The sequence below is a fragment of the Acinetobacter higginsii genome (assembly GCF_000369525.1).
In the GTDB taxonomy this organism is placed as follows: Bacteria; Pseudomonadota; Gammaproteobacteria; order Pseudomonadales; family Moraxellaceae; genus Acinetobacter; species Acinetobacter higginsii.
On the sequence record NZ_KB850067.1, the window covers coordinates 1 to 17240 of the forward strand.

At 36.1% G+C, this 17240-nt stretch carries 13 protein-coding genes and 4 pseudogenes; 3 read left to right on the forward strand and 14 right to left on the reverse strand.

Annotation, left to right across the window (positions count from 1 at the left end; translation table 11 throughout):
* Positions 1 to 524: 524 nt before the first annotated feature.
* The 7 genes and pseudogenes from F902_RS00390 to F902_RS22335 form a co-directional block, all read right to left on the reverse strand.
* Positions 525 to 989 carry a ubiquitination-like system serine protease family protein gene (locus F902_RS00390; RefSeq protein ID WP_005199958.1) on the reverse strand — a complete coding sequence of 155 codons (465 nt, stop codon included), beginning with the start codon at positions 987 to 989 and terminating at the stop codon, positions 525 to 527.
* Positions 983 to 2167 carry a ThiF family adenylyltransferase gene (locus F902_RS00395; protein ID WP_005199959.1) on the reverse strand — a complete coding sequence of 395 codons (1185 nt, stop codon included), beginning with the start codon at positions 2165 to 2167 and terminating at the stop codon, positions 983 to 985. Before F902_RS00395 ends, F902_RS00390 begins: the two co-directional genes overlap by 7 nt.
* Positions 2142 to 2897 carry a multiubiquitin domain-containing protein gene (locus tag F902_RS00400; RefSeq protein WP_005199960.1) on the reverse strand — a complete coding sequence of 252 codons (756 nt, stop codon included), beginning with the start codon at positions 2895 to 2897 and terminating at the stop codon, positions 2142 to 2144. The genes F902_RS00395 and F902_RS00400 overlap by 26 nt, the downstream gene beginning before the upstream one ends.
* Positions 2898 to 2995: 98 nt before the next feature.
* Positions 2996 to 6388, reverse strand: coding sequence for a UvrD-helicase domain-containing protein (locus F902_RS00405; RefSeq protein ID WP_005199961.1), 3393 nt, complete (start codon positions 6386 to 6388; stop codon positions 2996 to 2998).
* Position 6389: 1 nt separating this feature from the next.
* The gene (locus F902_RS00410) at positions 6390 to 6956 is read right to left on the reverse strand and encodes a hypothetical protein (protein WP_005199962.1); all 567 of its coding nucleotides are present in this window, start codon (positions 6954 to 6956) and stop codon (positions 6390 to 6392) included.
* Positions 6956 to 7732, reverse strand: coding sequence for a sigma-70 RNA polymerase sigma factor region 4 domain-containing protein (locus tag F902_RS00415; protein WP_005199963.1), 777 nt, complete (start codon positions 7730 to 7732; stop codon positions 6956 to 6958). The genes F902_RS00410 and F902_RS00415 overlap by 1 nt, the downstream gene beginning before the upstream one ends.
* A 129-nt stretch (positions 7733 to 7861) precedes the next feature.
* A pseudogene (locus F902_RS22335) lies at positions 7862 to 7954 on the reverse strand (IS6 family transposase); the annotation flags it as partial.
* Between the two features lie 209 nt (positions 7955 to 8163).
* Here F902_RS22335 and F902_RS00420 point away from each other — a divergent pair.
* A complete protein-coding gene (locus tag F902_RS00420; protein ID WP_005199965.1) occupies positions 8164 to 10902 on the forward strand; it encodes a UvrD-helicase domain-containing protein in 2739 nt (912 codons plus the stop codon).
* On the opposite strand, the gene F902_RS00425 is transcribed toward F902_RS00420, so the two are convergent.
* The 3 genes and pseudogenes from F902_RS00425 to F902_RS00435 all read right to left on the reverse strand — a co-directional run bounded on the left by F902_RS00425 (position 10888) and on the right by F902_RS00435 (position 12627).
* Positions 10888 to 11352, reverse strand: a complete 465-nt coding sequence (locus tag F902_RS00425; protein WP_005199967.1) for a hypothetical protein — start codon at positions 11350 to 11352, stop codon at positions 10888 to 10890. The two genes, F902_RS00420 and F902_RS00425, sit on opposite strands and share 15 nt — an antisense overlap.
* 148 nt (positions 11353 to 11500) lie before the next feature.
* A pseudogene (locus F902_RS21920) lies at positions 11501 to 12154 on the reverse strand (IS5 family transposase).
* 251 nt (positions 12155 to 12405) lie between these two features.
* A complete protein-coding gene (locus F902_RS00435) occupies positions 12406 to 12627 on the reverse strand; it encodes a helix-turn-helix domain-containing protein (protein WP_004658364.1) in 222 nt (73 codons plus the stop codon).
* Positions 12628 to 12821: 194 nt separating this feature from the next.
* On the opposite strand from F902_RS00435, the gene F902_RS00440 reads away from it, so the two are divergent.
* Complete coding sequence (locus F902_RS00440; protein ID WP_004658363.1) at positions 12822 to 13073, forward strand: hypothetical protein; 252 nt, start codon at positions 12822 to 12824, stop codon at positions 13071 to 13073.
* Positions 13074 to 13325: 252 nt separating this feature from the next.
* Here F902_RS00440 and F902_RS00445 read toward each other — a convergent pair whose 3' ends face one another.
* From F902_RS00445 to F902_RS00455, 3 genes are all read right to left on the reverse strand, one after another.
* Entirely contained in the window at positions 13326 to 13547 is a 222-nt protein-coding gene (locus F902_RS00445) for a hypothetical protein (RefSeq protein WP_001986288.1), read from the reverse strand.
* A 33-nt stretch (positions 13548 to 13580) separates the two neighbouring features.
* The gene (locus tag F902_RS00450) at positions 13581 to 14780 is read right to left on the reverse strand and encodes a tyrosine-type recombinase/integrase (RefSeq protein ID WP_005199968.1); all 1200 of its coding nucleotides are present in this window, start codon (positions 14778 to 14780) and stop codon (positions 13581 to 13583) included.
* 393 nt (positions 14781 to 15173) lie between these two features.
* Positions 15174 to 15887, reverse strand: a complete 714-nt coding sequence (locus tag F902_RS00455; RefSeq protein ID WP_001986287.1) for a phosphoribosyltransferase — start codon at positions 15885 to 15887, stop codon at positions 15174 to 15176.
* Positions 15888 to 16744: 857 nt separating this feature from the next.
* Between F902_RS00455 and F902_RS00460 the strand changes: the two are divergent.
* Positions 16745 to 17146, forward strand: a pseudogene (locus F902_RS00460) (hypothetical protein); the annotation flags it as partial.
* Positions 17147 to 17160: 14 nt separating this feature from the next.
* Here the strand turns inward: F902_RS00460 and F902_RS22340 are convergent.
* Positions 17161 to 17240 (reverse strand): annotated as a pseudogene (locus tag F902_RS22340) (IS1595 family transposase); the annotation flags it as partial.

Here is a 17240-nt window from a genome sequence, read left to right on the forward strand (position 1 = left end):
ATGCCTTGTATCCAAAACCCAATACCAGTAAGCCTAATCTTGCACACCGTATTTTCCCATATCTGTTGAAAAACATGGTCATCGATCACTCTAATCAAGTCTGGTGTACAGATATAACGTACATTCCTATGGCTAATGATGTGGTTCTAGGATTTTAGACCATGCCTATAAGTGATAATCTACTCCCCAATAAGCATGGGAAATGCTTGTTTTGGAGTCAACCATGACACGAAGAAAACGTCGTAATCATTCAGCGTATATCAGTAAATAGAATATAAACATAAGTGAACTGAATGTGAAATATTATTTTATATAAGTGATTGATTTTAGGCTAAACGAAGAAGTCTATGAACTAAATATAACATACAACTAATTTAACATAATCTCTATTATACGAAATCAATTTGTAAGCCCAAAATAGAAATGTCCGCTATTAAAATTCTCTTCATTAAGATTTCGCTAACGGACAGTTTTAAATGTTGGACTTTATCTAGAACTGTTGGAGGAGTCATTTGGCTGCGAACTTAATTAATCAACTTTCTTAACCATCGACGTACAATACCCCAAAGATTAGTTGTATCTGATGACTTTATAGAGATAATTTCATTATCATCCTTTTGTATTTCTGATTCAGATTTAGCAATAGACTGATAATAGTGCGCTTTAGCTAATTTATCCCTCTTTCTTTCTTCTTTAATTCGATCATCATTCCAGCTACCTGCTTCAACAACTACATTCTGTTTAATAATATAGTGTGAACGGCATGCAGAATTCCAATTCCCAACAGATGGCGTCAATGAAACACTTTCGCCATCAAAACTCATTTTCCAATCAGTTGGTGATAATGGAGTAACAACTCGTTCTCCACAGCCGCAACAGCAGCTATGCACTGCTGTTGCGTATTCCATTGAGATATATAAAACACCTGTATCGATTTCACGTGGAATATTACGGATAAAATGGTTTTTTAGCTTTTTAATTTTCAGCATGTCACATCCCCATTCAGTAGCATATTGCCATCCGTTGTGTAGGTAGAGTGGTGTTCATTCTCCAAATCTCTATAAAAGCCTCTCAATTTTTTCCATTTAATTACCGCTAATGATGCATTTAATGAATTTAAATCAGCGACTTGTATATTCGATGCATAAAGATCATTCTCACCAACATTAGCGAATGAGATACGTCCTGAATGGATATGTTCACGTTTATCAGGAGTACTACTTGTGACTCTTAAAATGCCACCAAGACTACCATTTACGAGTTCTATTCCCATTCCAACATCAATAAAAGGTATATTTAGTAACTCCAATTTCTGAATGATCGCTTTCTTATCTTCACCAGCATCAATACAAATAAATGCAAATGAAGTTCCGTTTAATAATTCAATATTGGTAAAGTTCAAGCTGACTGGATGCGCAACAATATTACGATGCATTCGGTCGTAAATATTTTTGAAATAGTCGACTTTCAATGGTGCATTTCTAAGCTCATGTAATAATGGAGCACCTGGAGCACGAAAAGCGTTATGCTGTAAAAACTCATCCGCATCAAACAGTCGTATTTCACGTACGGGAGTTTTACAAACTAAATCAATAATATAGCTTCCAGTCCCTCCAGTTCCAATTATCGAAACAACCTCACTTTCTAGTTTTTCTGTAAGTTTACCTATTCCTGCGCGATCAGAAGCTGTATCAATATAATTAAAAACGCTTTCAATTTCGGTTTCATCAGGAGTACGAAATATCTTTGGACTCATTCCTGGCTGTAATACCGCTGCAGGACCAGACAAAATCGTCGCATAAGTGGACATTTTAGCAAAGTAATCAGGGTATCCTTCTGGTCCTGGCTTACTTGAAAAGCTATGTTCAGCAGTAATACCATGACCAAAATCCGTGTGCTGAGATACATGGCGGATTTCATTTAAAGGAAGTCCATTCGCCTTACAAGGATATTCCCCATCCCAATGCATCACATGACACCCAGGTTTACGTGTATTATCACCAGCAAGATCTAAAGATGTTATGAGGGTTCCTTTGCGAATGCATTTTTGTGCATTTACATAGGGAACCTCCTTCATGATAAGAAAGCCCGCAATAATTTGTACATGATAGCCAGCTTCACGAAGCTGGCGTAAGTCGTCATTAAGATTGAATAGTTTTTGTGACATTGAAAACTGTCCCCTGATGTTTAACTTCAATAACCCCACCCTCAGCAAGCTCACCAGCATGTGGTTTAGATGCCGCATGACGATAAGTCATAGAGTAGATAATATTCGATCCGACTGGGTCATTCGGAAATGCCAGTTGAACAACCTGTTCAAATGTGACTTGCTTATTAGGCACTGATTCATCAAGAGAATTAACAATGATGGTGTAACCCTGAACTAAACGTTTGGCTGTAATAAAATGCTCGATTCCAGTATCTGTAAGATCCAGAAGCTCATCAGGCTCAATCATACGATCGGTACCACCTCGTACCTCCAAAAACACAGCCTGCTCTGGTCCAATACCTGATAATGCGTATAGAGCATTGGCTTCAATAGTTGATTTCCCCCATTTAAGCTGACGATCATCAAGTGTTAACTTGAATTCCCGATCAGTACGAAAAACAATGAAACGCTCAACTTCCCGCCCACGCAAATCAAAAGTTTCATTCAATCGAATATCTTCAAAATCACCCGATGGCAATATTGCACAAAGGGTTATCTCATCACGATCATCAAGACCTATTGCAGATAATATCTGCCGCCCTGTAGGTACTGGATCAGAAACAAATGCTGGTTGGAAATTCACATTGTCAATTGCGACAACAATACGATAGCGATTTGCAGCTTTTAATTGGCGGTTTTCACTGATTGCTTCGCCAATATCATCAAAATCATCCTGAATAGGATTCATATAAATACCTCTTAAAGTTTTGTGCAGAAGGAATCTTCTGGCTACATCTCTTTAATCGGACTGATAAAGTATCGTCGGTAATTTTTTTTAACTTTTTTTTAATTATTTTCAAATTTTTTCGTTAGGATACCTGTTGGAACGCTGCCGCAAATAAGTAGCGCTGGACAATTAGGGCAGTTAAAGGCTGAATCTGCTGTTTTAAAATCACCACTACGCATGCGTGTGAAGATTTCTCGTATTTTGTCTTCAAAATTACTCAGTATCTTTGGTTTAATGTCGAGAGAATTAGCCTTTTTGTCGGCTAAATAAACTAATTCTACAAATGCATCAGGAAAAGCACTTTTTGCAGCAAGGGTAAATGCAGCATATTTTATATTTTGGGGGTCTGAATTAGGGGCATGACCAGTAAATATACAGCGTAAAGTACGCACATTATCTCGTAACAGCATTTCATCTATATGAATCGAAATTTTTGCATCTGCAACATTCAAAATTAACTTATCTAAAATTTCAATTGTTGCTCCATTTCTGGACTCAATAAAAAATTTGAGCATCATTTCAGCAATACTACGATAATCATTTACGTATCCATGTTCATGTAAACCATACTTTTCAAAAGTAGCCTCCAACATAGATTTCAAATTTATTGCAGGATTTTTTTCTATACCAATTAATGCTTTAAATACATCGCGTACTGCTTCATGCATTTGCATGAATGCGGTTTCCTCTCTACGACCACCAATACTTAAAAGGTGAGTATACAGAAACCTTCTAGGGCACCTATCGTATAAATCCAAAGCATTAGCACTGAAATTAATATCTCCCTGAAACTCTACTTCTATTGGGATACTTTCTGGTGCTATAGGTAATTGTAATAATGGGATAATTCCTATAGATGAAACTGGACCAATGCGGTCCAAAAAACCAGAAAGAGGGTGTTGGCTTTTTTTCTGACCTTTGGTTCTGGCACCATAAAAGAATAGTCTTTCTTGTGCGCGTGACATTGCTACATAAAAAAGACACTCCTGCTCATTATCGTGAGCTTCTCTAGCGACATCATTAGATGAGCCTGTACCACCAGCAACCATACCGTCGGGTGGTGGGCATTTTGTTAGTCTACAAGAGCCAGGTAGCGTATCTTTATTAACCCCACTTAAATGAACAATAGGAAACTCAAGACCTTTTGAACCATGGATGGTCATCAATTTGACCGCATCAATACTTTGAGCTGCTGTAGGGAGTTGACTGAGATCACGATCATCTTTAAGTTTAATTAAACGACGTATTCGCGTCATCATTTTCACTATGGAAAATGCATTACCTTTAAATTTTTGACGAGCAAAATTCATAAACTGCCAAATAGCAATTCCTTGAGCTTTCCCTCCAACAGACTCCGATGTTGCAATTTCTGCTATTATCCGCGTACGGTCTAAAAGCACTGCTGCTAAAACATCCCAAGGGTGTGAATGATTACTAAACCCCTGTAAAACATTGTTTAATTTATTAAACGAAGATAAGCCCTCTCGAGATAAAGCTAACAACGAAATGTCGCAGCCCCTAATTTCGCTGTCATTTGTGTGCAGATGTTCTAGAATTTTAATTACATCTTCCATTGGCATTTTAAATTCTGGACTACATGCAATACGAATTAATCCTGAAGCACGTTTATCAGTCAAAAGGGAAACTAATGCTATAAGATCTTTAATTTCTGGTCGCTCAAATAAACTACCCAAAAATAATACAGGAATTCCTAACCGTTCTAGATCCTGCCCTAGCTCTGAGAGTTTATCATTTCCTCTACACAAAACTGCTTGATCTCGATACTTAAAACCCAAATCACGCATTTTTTTGATTGATTCAGCTAAAGTGCAACTTATCATGTCACCACTTTCTGCTGTTTGTATTTCTGGAAGATAGCCTGATGCAGGACGATTTGCTGTAAGAGCACTGTTTCTACCGCCTGTTTTCATATCTGATGCAAAGCATGAGAATGCATTCACAATCTCTGAAGTAGAGCGATAATTAATTTGTAGTGACTGGGCTACACTCCCAGGAAAATCATCCACGCAAAAGCGAGATATATTAAATGATGATGCTCCACGAAACCGATAAATTGACTGTTTTGCATCTCCAACAACCCAAAGATTCTCACCATCTGGCTTAAGAGCTTTTAATAACCTAATACTGCTTCTATTAACATCTTGATATTCATCTACCAATACATGTAAATAATCATGCTGTAGTTGTTGACGCAGTTCTTCATTAGCCTCCAATAATTGGACTGGAAGCATAACTAAATCACCAAAATCTAAACAATTAGCCTGTTTTTTTATCTTTTCATAAACTTCGTAAACTGTTGCAACTTCTAAAGCACGTTCAGCCGTTTCCAGCTCTTCCGCACTGATGGCCTTTGCTAGCATATCCTCAGCAAGAACTCGATATTGTAGTGCATCTATAACCTCATCTTTTGCTCGAGAAATAGCATTAAGAATATCAACGATATTTTGAGAAGGATCATATAAATTACGATAGTGGGTTAAATTAAGACGTAAAAACTCATCTTCAAGAAGCTCTACAGCTTCAGTACGATCCATTAAGCGGGGTTCCGCAGGCAAATCACATAAATCATGAAATCGACGGAGCAGATCAAGGCCAAATCCATGAAAAGTCCCGATCCAAAGAGCTGCTGCCTCATGAGGTTGCTTACGTGCGATACGTTCTGATATTTCTGCAGCTGCTTTATTTGAGAAGGTTAATAACAGTATTCGTCGAGGATCAACCTCATCATTTAACAAACTTTCAACTCTAGCTATAAGAGTCCGCGTTTTACCAGTACCTGGGCCTGCTTTAAGTAAAAAAGCAGGACCTCTATGATTTACTGCATCCATCTGCTTGTGATTAAGAGGCTTTTCTGAATCCATTTTTGGTGGATTATGTTCAACCAGAGGTAACAGCATTGCATCTAGCAGTTGCTGTGCAACCACCTCAAAAGGTGCTCCAAGCCTACTGGCGATATCGCTACAAGTCATATGACATTCAAGATGCAGTTTTCTGACAACTGAACGTGGAATTAAGAACTCTCGTGCAAAAAGATCCATCTGAACTTCACGTCTTTGTCGATGGTTATAATCCACAACACGACTTATTCCAGAAAGTTCCGCTTCAGTTGTCCGAGCAGGTTCAATATTAATAACATACTCATCTTGCGTATCATCACCTAGCTCAACATGACCAATTTCATGCGCTACAAGAAATGCTTGTTCAAAAAGTGAACCTGAATTTTCATGGGTAATTAATCTATAGACACTATCAAAGAACGCACGCCCACCATTTAATTCATCAGAGCCCTGTAAACATCTTTCTACAGTAATCTCTCGAAACATAGCTTCACCAACAGCAAAAGCATATGAGTTCCAAGGATCTAGTCCCCTTTTTACAGCTTCATGATGTAATTTATCAGCGCGCTGGCGAGCAATCTCGATAGCATCCATATTATTCGCCTTTATTCATGATCTTTTGAATTCGCTCTTCAGGAATAAGTGCATCATGAAGGACCTTTTCGAAAGAAACCTTGCTTGGTGCAGTTGGCTTCACATTAGACTTATAACTTCGTTGAGATTGCATTTGTGGTGGTAATGTGAGAAAAGCCTGCAACTGAGCCGTCGTCACTTGCAGAACTATCGCAAGCCTATTAAGAAAATGTAATGGAACAGAAGCTAGCTCAACTCTTCTTCCACCAAAAGCTATTAAAACTTGCTTTGGAAGATCTAATAATTTTGCTGCATTTGAAAAACGCTGTGGGGGTATATCTACTATTTCCGATTGTTGGGCAAGCCCAATACGAAAGCGGTCTAAGGCTGATTCAATACTTTTTTGATCATCTAGAGTAAGTGGTACACTGTCATCAACCTCACGAGACAACTCAAGTGACAGATCGACTAATTCATTAGCATATTCAGGGAATTCTATTAAATACTTTCGTAAGGTATTTTTACTAGAATCAAATTCTACTGAGAAGTCCCTCAATACATCCTCTCGAGAAATATGTTGATTTTTCATTATAATTTCTCCTTATCTTCCAGTCTCTTACGTAAAGTTGCAAACGCAGAATCGCGATGATTACGAATGGTTTTATCGGACTTATTTAACGCTTTACTAATCGTCATTTCATTTGGGTCTTTCGAAGTAATTGGTATATCGTGACACCACATTAAGACAATTTGTTGCTGAAGTGGTGATAAACCATTAATCGATTCATGTAGGTTGCGTCGGTAATATTCTTTATCAAGCTCATTTACGTCGAAAGGATCATAGGCCTCTATTGCATTTTCAACCTCTGGTAGGATGTCATCATCTTCACCATATAATCCTTGAGTAAGATTATATTTATTTTGAATTTTATTTTTTGCATCACTTCGATCATTAGCTAAAGCAGCATTAAAGTTAACTTCAAAATAATCAAGACGATCATCATAATTAGCCTGATCTGCTAATAATAGGTCAATAAAATCATCAAGAACTTTATCGCGAATTTCCATATTAATTAACGAAGGACTTGTTCCACCTAGGCTATGAGATTTAGGAAGATGACGATGCATTCTTTCTAAAAGGGTTGTTAGTAACTTCTCTCGAAGCCAAGAATTATTAGTATTCCTAATAAAATAGAGCAATGTTTCACTTGATATGAAACCAGCTATTGAGTTTGGCCAAATAACACTTCTGGCTACAATCTCCTCATCATTGATCTTTTCTAGTTCATTAATCTCACATTCAACTATACTACGTCGAGTGTATAGAACACCCTCCCTACTAGCCTTTCTTAGTGGTCTAGCCATAAAGCACCTTAACAACCTTATACTCGATCATTTTTCAATATTAATTATTGGTAATTAATCCTAAAAATCAGAAATATGATATATAATAACAATACGTTAATTATATTATTAATAGTCAAGCATTTCCTAAAGTTCACGATAGCTAATGCCATATTTACAACACCAGCGCACAGCCCAAAGAATGATCTCACCCTGAAAATGTCTACAATGGAAAGGATTCATATACTGAACTTTTAGCTAAAAGGGTATTTTGCTTATCATCAATAGCTATTTGCAACAGTGCCCATTGACTTACAAATGCGAGGTTGTTCAATCCAAGCATAATAAACTAATCCAATGATATTGAGATTACAAAAAAGGCTGAATAAATTTTCCGTAAACTCTATAATTAACTATAAATCATAAACTATGAAAAAATCATTTTAAACCATATGGATATCCGACCAAGTTTACTCAGCTACATCTTTGCAGACTCTACCAAATGGCGAATCAATTATACTTTTCCTGAGCTGATACTTGAACTGGATACCAAAATCATAAAGCTTAATCCTGAACAAGTGCTAGAAACACATATTCAGAAAGGTTGGATATGGTCATCATTAACACTGGAAACGCTCGATCAAAATTTTCAGTTTAAAGGTATATTCAACGCGCAGGCTGAAGAGTTTAAAATCAAACTTAATGATGATGCAGAATTCCTAAGAAATAAAAGAAATGCTGAAAAAATTAAGGAAACTTTAAAACCTTTCTTACTAGAATACCAAAATTTTATCCAACAAAATATTTACCTATCCTATCGTCTATGCAACCTGTTTAGATCAGACTTATCACAAAGATCAAAAGCATCAGTAGAACAATTTAATAGCCTCATTCAAAGGGATAGCACTTTGGCATTTGAGCCTGTACTACAAAACCAGTTTGAACAACTAAGGCAGTTTATTGAATTTTCTATTCAGGCAAACTACGCTATTGATGCCAAAAATAAGCGCTTCGTTGAAAGTGAGTTAAAAACTTTTAAGAAGTTTTTCGATCAGGTAGAAAGTACGCCACTAACTGATGAACAACGGGTTTCCTCCATCATCTTTGAAGACCGCAACCTATTGGTCGCTGCAGCGGGTTCGGGGAAAACATCAACGATTGTTGGAAAGGTGGGATATGCCCTATTAACTGGACTCTATAAACCAGAAGAGATTTTGGTTCTTGCATTCAATAAAAATGCAGGTGAAGAACTGAGTGAACGTATTAGCTTTAGGCTAAAGGATATTCTCTCCAATTTTGATACTAGTGTTGAAGCACTTAATTTCCATAAATTTGGTGTTAAGGTCATTGGAAAAGCAACAGGTAAAAGCCCATCTGTATCCAACGATGCAGGAAAGCCTCAAGCCCTCCTAAACCGAATTATTCAACAATTAATCGAAACAGACTCAGACTTTCAGGAAAAGTATCTTTTATTTAAAACTGCTTATTTAAGAGCTCCGTTGTCACCTTTTGCTTTTAAGACTAGAAATGATTGGGAGAAGGCGCAGAAACGATCATTTGATAGATTCAAGGATGGCTTCGAAACCTATCAAGGAGAGATTGTTAAATCACATGGTGAAAAAGCAATAGCCAACTGGTTATATAGCCAAGGAATTCCTTATCAGTACGAAAAAAACTACGAGCATGAAACAGCTGATGAAGCCCACCGCCAATATAAGCCTGATTTTTACCTGCCTGAAATAAACCTATATCTGGAACACTACGCTGTAGACCAGCATGGCAAACCGCCTGCACATTTTGGACAAAAGTATCTGGATGACATGAAATGGAAATCAGGAATCCATCAACAATATAAAACCGATTTAATCTCTACCACCTTTCATGAGTTTATTACAGGTTCCATTTTCAGGAAGTTGGAACAGGAACTTAAATCAAGAGGGCAAGTATTTAAGCCACGTAGCCTTACTGAGATCAACGCTAAAGCACAGTCCATCTATGAACATGATGCCAATGAACTTTATGTCAGTTTTTTAAGTCACTACAAATCTAATCAGGCGAACATTGCTAGTCTATTAGCCAAACCATCACTTAGCCAACGAGAGAGTCTTTTTTTACAGCTATTTTCTAAGGTATACCAACGCTACGATCAGTTATTAAAAACCAGTAAAGAACATGACTTTGATGACCTACTCATTGAATCTGCTCAGTTAATCAATGAGAACAAATATAAAAGCCCTTTCAAGCTTATTATAGTGGATGAATTTCAGGATACATCACAAGCAAGGGCTAGACTCATTCTGTCCTTATTGAATCAGGCACCAGAAGCAAAACTATTTTGTGTTGGGGATGATTGGCAAGCTATATACCGCTTTGCAGGTTCAGACATCAGCATTTTTACACAGTTTGAAAGGGTCTTTGGTTATACCAAACAAACAAAGCTCACCCAGACCTTCCGCTCTAATCAGGGTATTGCCAATGTTGCCAGTGGCTTTATCCAAAAAAATAAATCTCAACTTCAAAAAGTCGTCAATGCCATTGATAAGACCACTAGTAAAGTTGTTGAAATAAACTTTTTAACAAAGGCTCAGGAAATTAACGAATACCTGACGAGAACAATTATGGAAATCAATAATGCCAGTGCAAGTTCCGGCAAGAAAAAATCCATTTATATTTTGGGCCGCTATAAACACCACAAACCTAATTTAGACAGTATTTTACCATTTCTCAGAAATTGTACTTTTGAGTTTAAAACCATTCACTCTTCAAAAGGCTTACAGGCAGACTATGTCATTCTTCTAGGATTGAATAGTGGTGGTAGCGCATTCCCTGCTGAAAAAGAAGATGATCCTCTTCTAAACTTAGTCCTACCACAACTTGAGATACATGACTTTGCTGAAGAACGCCGTCTGTTCTATGTTGCACTAACGCGTGCAAAAGAAAAGGTTTATTTAATCGGTGAACGAGGTTCTATTTTCCTTGAAGAAATTACCAAAGATCAGAGTTTTAAAGAATTTATCCATATACCTCAAGACGAGTATAAACAGCTCAATAGTAATATCCCACCAGAATGGTTGTGTCCAAAATGTGGGCAAGGCAGACTCAGGAAAATAACTAACGGACCTTATGGGGCTTTTTTAGGTTGCAGTCGTTATCCCAATTGTAAATATACTAAAAATTTAAAACGTCGTTGAATTTTGATGAATTTGTTGAACAATCATTAAATAATCGTTTTCTAATGTTGGCAGATCAAATTCATCTACATAATTCTTAAAGTCTATTGCAGGGGTATACGCATCTAATTCGTAGAAAGATTTATTATGCCAATAACCATGTTCATCAATGATTATCGACTTTTCAACCTCATTAAATTGCCCTGCTGTTATATCCACGATAACACCATTCACTTTAAGCCATAAATGTAGTTGGTATATATCTGAGGTAGACTGGCCTTTTATAATTAAAACATCTGCAATATTGTAACCTTTTTTCTCTATCAGGAAACGAGCCAACATCATCGAAGAATATTCACAACACGCAACAGGAAACAAAGACAATACTTCTAAATGAAAATTATCTTTGTCAATTTGAGTAAAGCTGTGTAAGAATTCTAGAACATCTTTTTCGATTTTAATAATTTGCATAAATTGATTTCGAATAAAAAATTATTCTTACAATAACTTATTGGAATATTGAGATTCAAATAGGTAAAGTTATTTTAATGATTTTTAGTTATTTACGGCTTTGTTGCATAAAGCCTTTGACGGCAGAGTTTTCCTAAGTTGATAAAATTTAGGTTACAACTTGGGTATGAGGTCTGCCTAATTCTGTAAATTTATTTAATACGGCTACGCGTGCATGGATCTCATTCACTTGGCTGTCAAAATTCCTAGCACTGAGTTTATCGCCTAATAACTTGATGCAATGCATCTTAGTTTCGACCAAACTTCGGCGATGATAGCCTGACCATTTTTTCCATAGTGTTCTACCTAGCAGGGTTTTAGTATCTATACCAATATGAAGTTTACGCCATTGGCGACGATATTTCGGCTAATGCTTTTTACGTTTCCATTCACCTTCACCTAAGAACTTCAAATCCGTGGAATCAACGAGTAGATGCAGTCCATTGCAACTCTTTTCATAGCTAATTTGAATATCAATATGCTTTTGTCTTCTGCGAATGGTTGAATAATCCAGAGCTGTCCAATCTAATCCGCAAAGTTTAATCAAGCTTTGGACAAAGCCAGTCACCATGCATACAGAAAGACGAAATAAGGATTTAATCATGAGATAGCACTGAATGGCTATGTCAGAATAAGTTTGATTTCGACCATGTTTTCCTTGTGACTGCGAATATCATTGAATCTTAGTATCAAACCAAATTGTAAAATTACCATGATTGATCAAAGCATGATTGTAGGATGACCAATTCGGTGTACGATAAATTTAGGTGTAGGCTATTGCTGTATAAGACCTTATCGGTAGGTTTGCGCAACAAGGCCTCAAAATCCCACCTTAAAATGCAAATAGCAAAAAAACTCTACCATTCGATTGATTTCATTTTAGAAGTAATGAAATTAGTATCTGTTTGTAATGATATTTTATAAAATTCAATATTAGATCTGCAGAGAAAAACTTATCAAACTAAGTATTGGCTAGTCTTTTTCTTCGAAAAACTTATCAAACGAAGTATTAAGTTAATCTTTTTCTTCAACTTCTTCCTTAAACTCAAACAAATCATTCATCGTACAGTTAAAGTACTTACACAACTTATCGGCGACTGGTAATTCAATACGTACAGCACGGTCATAATACATACTTGTGAGCGTGTTGCGATTGATACCTGTTGCATGCACCACTTCACTTAATTTTAAAATTTTTCTATCGCCCATGAGGCTAGATAACTTACAAGTAATCATATTTAAATTAATTTACAAAAAATAACTTGCTGTGGGTTATTTGAAGTTGTTGACTGAGTAATACTTTGCTAAAATTAACCTACAGCAGGTTATTACAACTTATAGAAAGTATATTTTATCCATTTCAACTAAATTATAACTTTTTAAATATAAGGATTGAACCTGCATTAGATTATTTTGTGGAGATGACCGCCGTGTTACCAAATGAGTTATTGATCAGCCAGCAAGCTCGTGACTTAGGAAATCAATTAATTAAAGAAATGAACATCAATAGAAGTTATGGAATGGCTAATTTTCTTGGAGTAAATACTTGCTATGATAATCATCAGGCTGTACTTATTTGGACATTTCAACTGCTTGAAAGGGAACCTGCCTTAAATGAATTAGCAGAAATTAAAAAATATTTTCTTTTAATCTTTCCAGATAGTGTTTATCAATTAGCCTAAGTTGTTTTTAAAATTAATTTATTAAATAAAAAGCACTAAATCAAAGAAAGCTTTATTTAAAAATACCTATTAATTCAAAAACATACCATTTACTGAATATATGAAGCATAGGTTCCTGCTCTATCACTCACTCGTACTAAAATTACATCGCTCTTTTTACTGATACTAAACAATTTATGTCCACGCCACGTTCTGCGGCTTCGAGGGCTAGTTTTTGTTGAACCACTGAGAACAAGGACAACAAACTGCCTACTATATTTTCCCGGAGAGTGGTGTAGGAACTTTTTCATTATTGCTAATCATATCAGCGACAACATCAGCAACGAGCTCCTCTATTCCTGAGAATGCTTTAGACTGATCCGCATCAAGCCAAGACAATGATGGAAACTCAGCACACAACCCAACATACTCATTATATTCTGCTGACCATGTAACACGGCAAGTATATTGTTTACTATCCATTTGAAACCCCATAATGTTTTAAGTCTATGTATAAAAGTACGATTTTCACTTAGCAGTACTTAAATAATCACCCCACCACTGCATCATTTCAGTCCGCTGGGCTAAATAGTCAGCGTGATTATAGCTGGCACGGGTACGGTTCTTATCAATATGTGAAAGTTGTGCCTCAATCCAGTTATCCTGGAACAAACCTGAGTCATTCAAAATGGTACTAAAAGTGGAACGTAGTCCATGAGAGGATAATTGATGTTTTCCATAGCCCATCTTACGTATAGCCATATTTAATGTATTAAAATGAATCGGTTGATTATGTTTCCGTGGGCTAGCAAAAATGTACTTTTCACCGTATGACCATTGCATGACGTCTTTTAAAATATCTAAAGCCTGATCTGAAAGTGGAACTAAGAAGTCGGGAATCTCATGGCCTAATATGACTTTTCGTCGAAACTGTTTAATATGCAAGGCAGGTATTTTCCAGATTTTTTCATTTAAATCAAAATGATGAGGCTCAGCCAATAACAATTCAGCCCCTCGCACGCCAGTATGTAATTTGAACAGCAGTGCTTTTTTAATAATCGGATGGGCATCCAATTTTAATAAATTTTTCTTAAAATCTGATATATCCTCCGCTTTCAAATACGGATAATTCTTCTTGATTTTACTGTTAATGGCGATTTTATTTAAACCATGCGCGATGTTGAATTCACAATAACCCATCGCTACAGCGTAGTCATAAATTTGGTTCAAATAACTACAAGCTTTCTTGACAGGTTCTTTTACTTGGCGTCCCTCTATTTTTTTGATTACTGAAACCAGGTCATAACGCTTGATGTTTTGAAAAGGTAAATCCTGAAGGTCTGGATAAATATCTTGCTGTAAACATCTTTCTGCTAACTGTAGTACACCGCAGCGGGGTGAATCATTAAATGCATTTTTCAGTTTGAACTGCAGCCACTCCTCCCCTACCTTACGAAAGGTGATGACATTAGAGACAGTATCATGCTCAAAACAATAATTATTGTCTTTAAAGTCATCTTTGACTTGTCGTGCCTTTTTCAGCGATAAATCAGGATAAAGACCTAACTGAATGCGTCGACGTTTTTTAGTTTGTGGATCTGTATAGCGATAGCACCAAGATTTTCTTCCACTTGGCTCAATCTTCAGGCTAAGCCCATCTTCATCGGATAAAAAACAGATTTTTTCCTTGCAATGAGCTTGGCGAACTTTAATTTCAGTAAGACTCATGGAATTTAAATGAAACCTAACAAGGGGTTGATTGGATCAATTATATCAAAATAGAACGCTTTATATATGATGCGTACACTACGCATCATATATATTTGTAATATATTGTTTTATATATTTAATATTTTAAGTATTTGTATTTTAGTAACCATTATAAGTACCACCTCTTCTTTAAGTTCCCAACAACTCACTTTTTCTGTCATCAATGTTAAATAAGTCTTGTGCTTTAAATTCTTAGATGACCTCCTCTACCCTTTATTATCATTTTTATAAAAGTAACTATATGTACTCATTAAAATTTGTAGAGCTCAAAAACAAAAAAGACCGCTATATAGCAGTCTTTTAACTTAATTAAATAATAATTAATTCATTTTCATCATAAGTGCATAAGCATCACGTTTGTTTTGACGCAATGATTCTATCTCGGACTTCGTCAGCTGTTTTACGAGAGTTGAGGATATACTTTGCTTCCCACTCTGTGAGCCTTTCGAAATCGTACCCGTAAATCGATTTCCACCATGCTTCAAGATTACCATATACATCCCTCAATTGCTGAAGAGTTTCTTTACTTAGAGCTAATTGTGATGAGTATTGTTTACCCGTCAGTGCATATGCTCCAATAACTTTATTCGTCCCAGTTGTTTCAATATGACCTTTTAATGCTGCAAAAGTACCACCTTGGGTCTGGGTATCATCAACAATAATAACACATTTATCATTGTTTATTGTCCCATCAAATGCTGGTGGGTTGGCTAATCTATGCCACCCATCACCGCCAGTTCTTGATACTTTTATAGCTTGAACTATATTCGTATCAACTTCAAGCCCAAGTTTCTTTGCTATAACTGCTGAAGTAGCTAAAGGAATCATATTACGACCGACTGCTTCCTCAGCATGTACAGGTACTATAATAGTTTCCCGACCATCGATAATTCTTTCTAGTTCAGCAATCGCCTCATCCGAAACTAAATCTTTAGCTAAAATATACGCACTTTCAACATCCCCTGCTTTAGCAGCTTCATACATGTAATGAGAGGTTGCATCTCCAAGACCACGGTCAATAACCGTTTTAGGAAACATATTCCAATCTGTGCGATATAACTTCATATTTTTAAATAAGTTTTAATGATGGCTAGCATTAAATTTTACACTAAATTTACCGCTAGCATCTCTTGGATATTATTTTTCGTATCAGGCAGCACTCTCAAAAGCCGTTTGTTTGGACAGTCCCCATGATCATACACGAGGCAGCTTCAAATACTTATGGGCCCATCCTATCCAGTTGTATCTTCTTGCATCACATAAATATTGTATACTCATTTTGACTACTTGAAAATTATGGAACAACGTCAATAAAAACAATAACTCTAGAGTCTTTAGTCGACATTCCTAAAAAGGTAAATTCAACATTTCTTTCCATATCATTTCTTTGTGTCTCTGGATGAACAAAAGAAACATAGCTTATTTCAAAGAATCGGGCTAGGGTTTTTATGCCAATGATTTTGTTCTCTTCATTAGCAATTAAAACATCTAATTCCAGATCAAACTCTTCTAATTATTTAATTAAATCTTTAACTTTCATTTTACTATCAACCTCTATGAATTATTTAAAAAATTAGCACAATGAAACTTGTGAAAAAAATGGATTTGAACAAAATTTTTTAGCAAAAAAAGCATAGCAACCAGAAAAATCTTTCCAGCAATCAACAAAAATATCCCCGTGTGCTTCCAGTTTACAACATTTTGACTACCACACTGCCCACAGTAGTAATAATAGCCTTTGATACGGCCACCGCATTCAGGACAATTTTTATGATTAATGAATAAGTTACTCAACGTCTCTTCTCCAAAATTCTTATTATCAAGTTGTAAGTGAAGATAGCACACATTTATAAAAATGTCTTTTTTAAAACATCAAAAGATGTTATAAAAAAGACATTCGCTACTTTAGGATAACTTTTAAGATGAATTTAAATCTCCTTGATGAAGAATCAATCCAACCTTCTGAACCCACGCCATGTGATTTTTTCAAAGGTGAAAATGCTATCAAAAAAGCTAAACAGTTAGGATTACCTGATCTCGAGTTAGTCAGAAACGCAATTATGATCGGTGATGCTGACTATAGAACAAATACTCACTATAACCGTGCACGCTTTATTGCACGATGGGGAAAAATTGGAGAACAGATTGCTTTACTGCTTCGACAATCTGATCCTGCTTGGATATTCCACAATGACAGCCAGCCAAGAATTGAGAATACAGTAAAGAAAATACAAATTATCTTTATGAGCGGGAATATTGCATTGGGGTTAGCTGATCAAGTTGTATCAGCACACTGTGAAAAAGGATTAATGACATTAAATAATAGGGGCTTAGGAAGTTAAAGAGGATCATTGCGGAGTAGTTTCAGCAAATCGAGGTATAAATTACTATGCCGATGATTGAAGCGATACTCCGTTT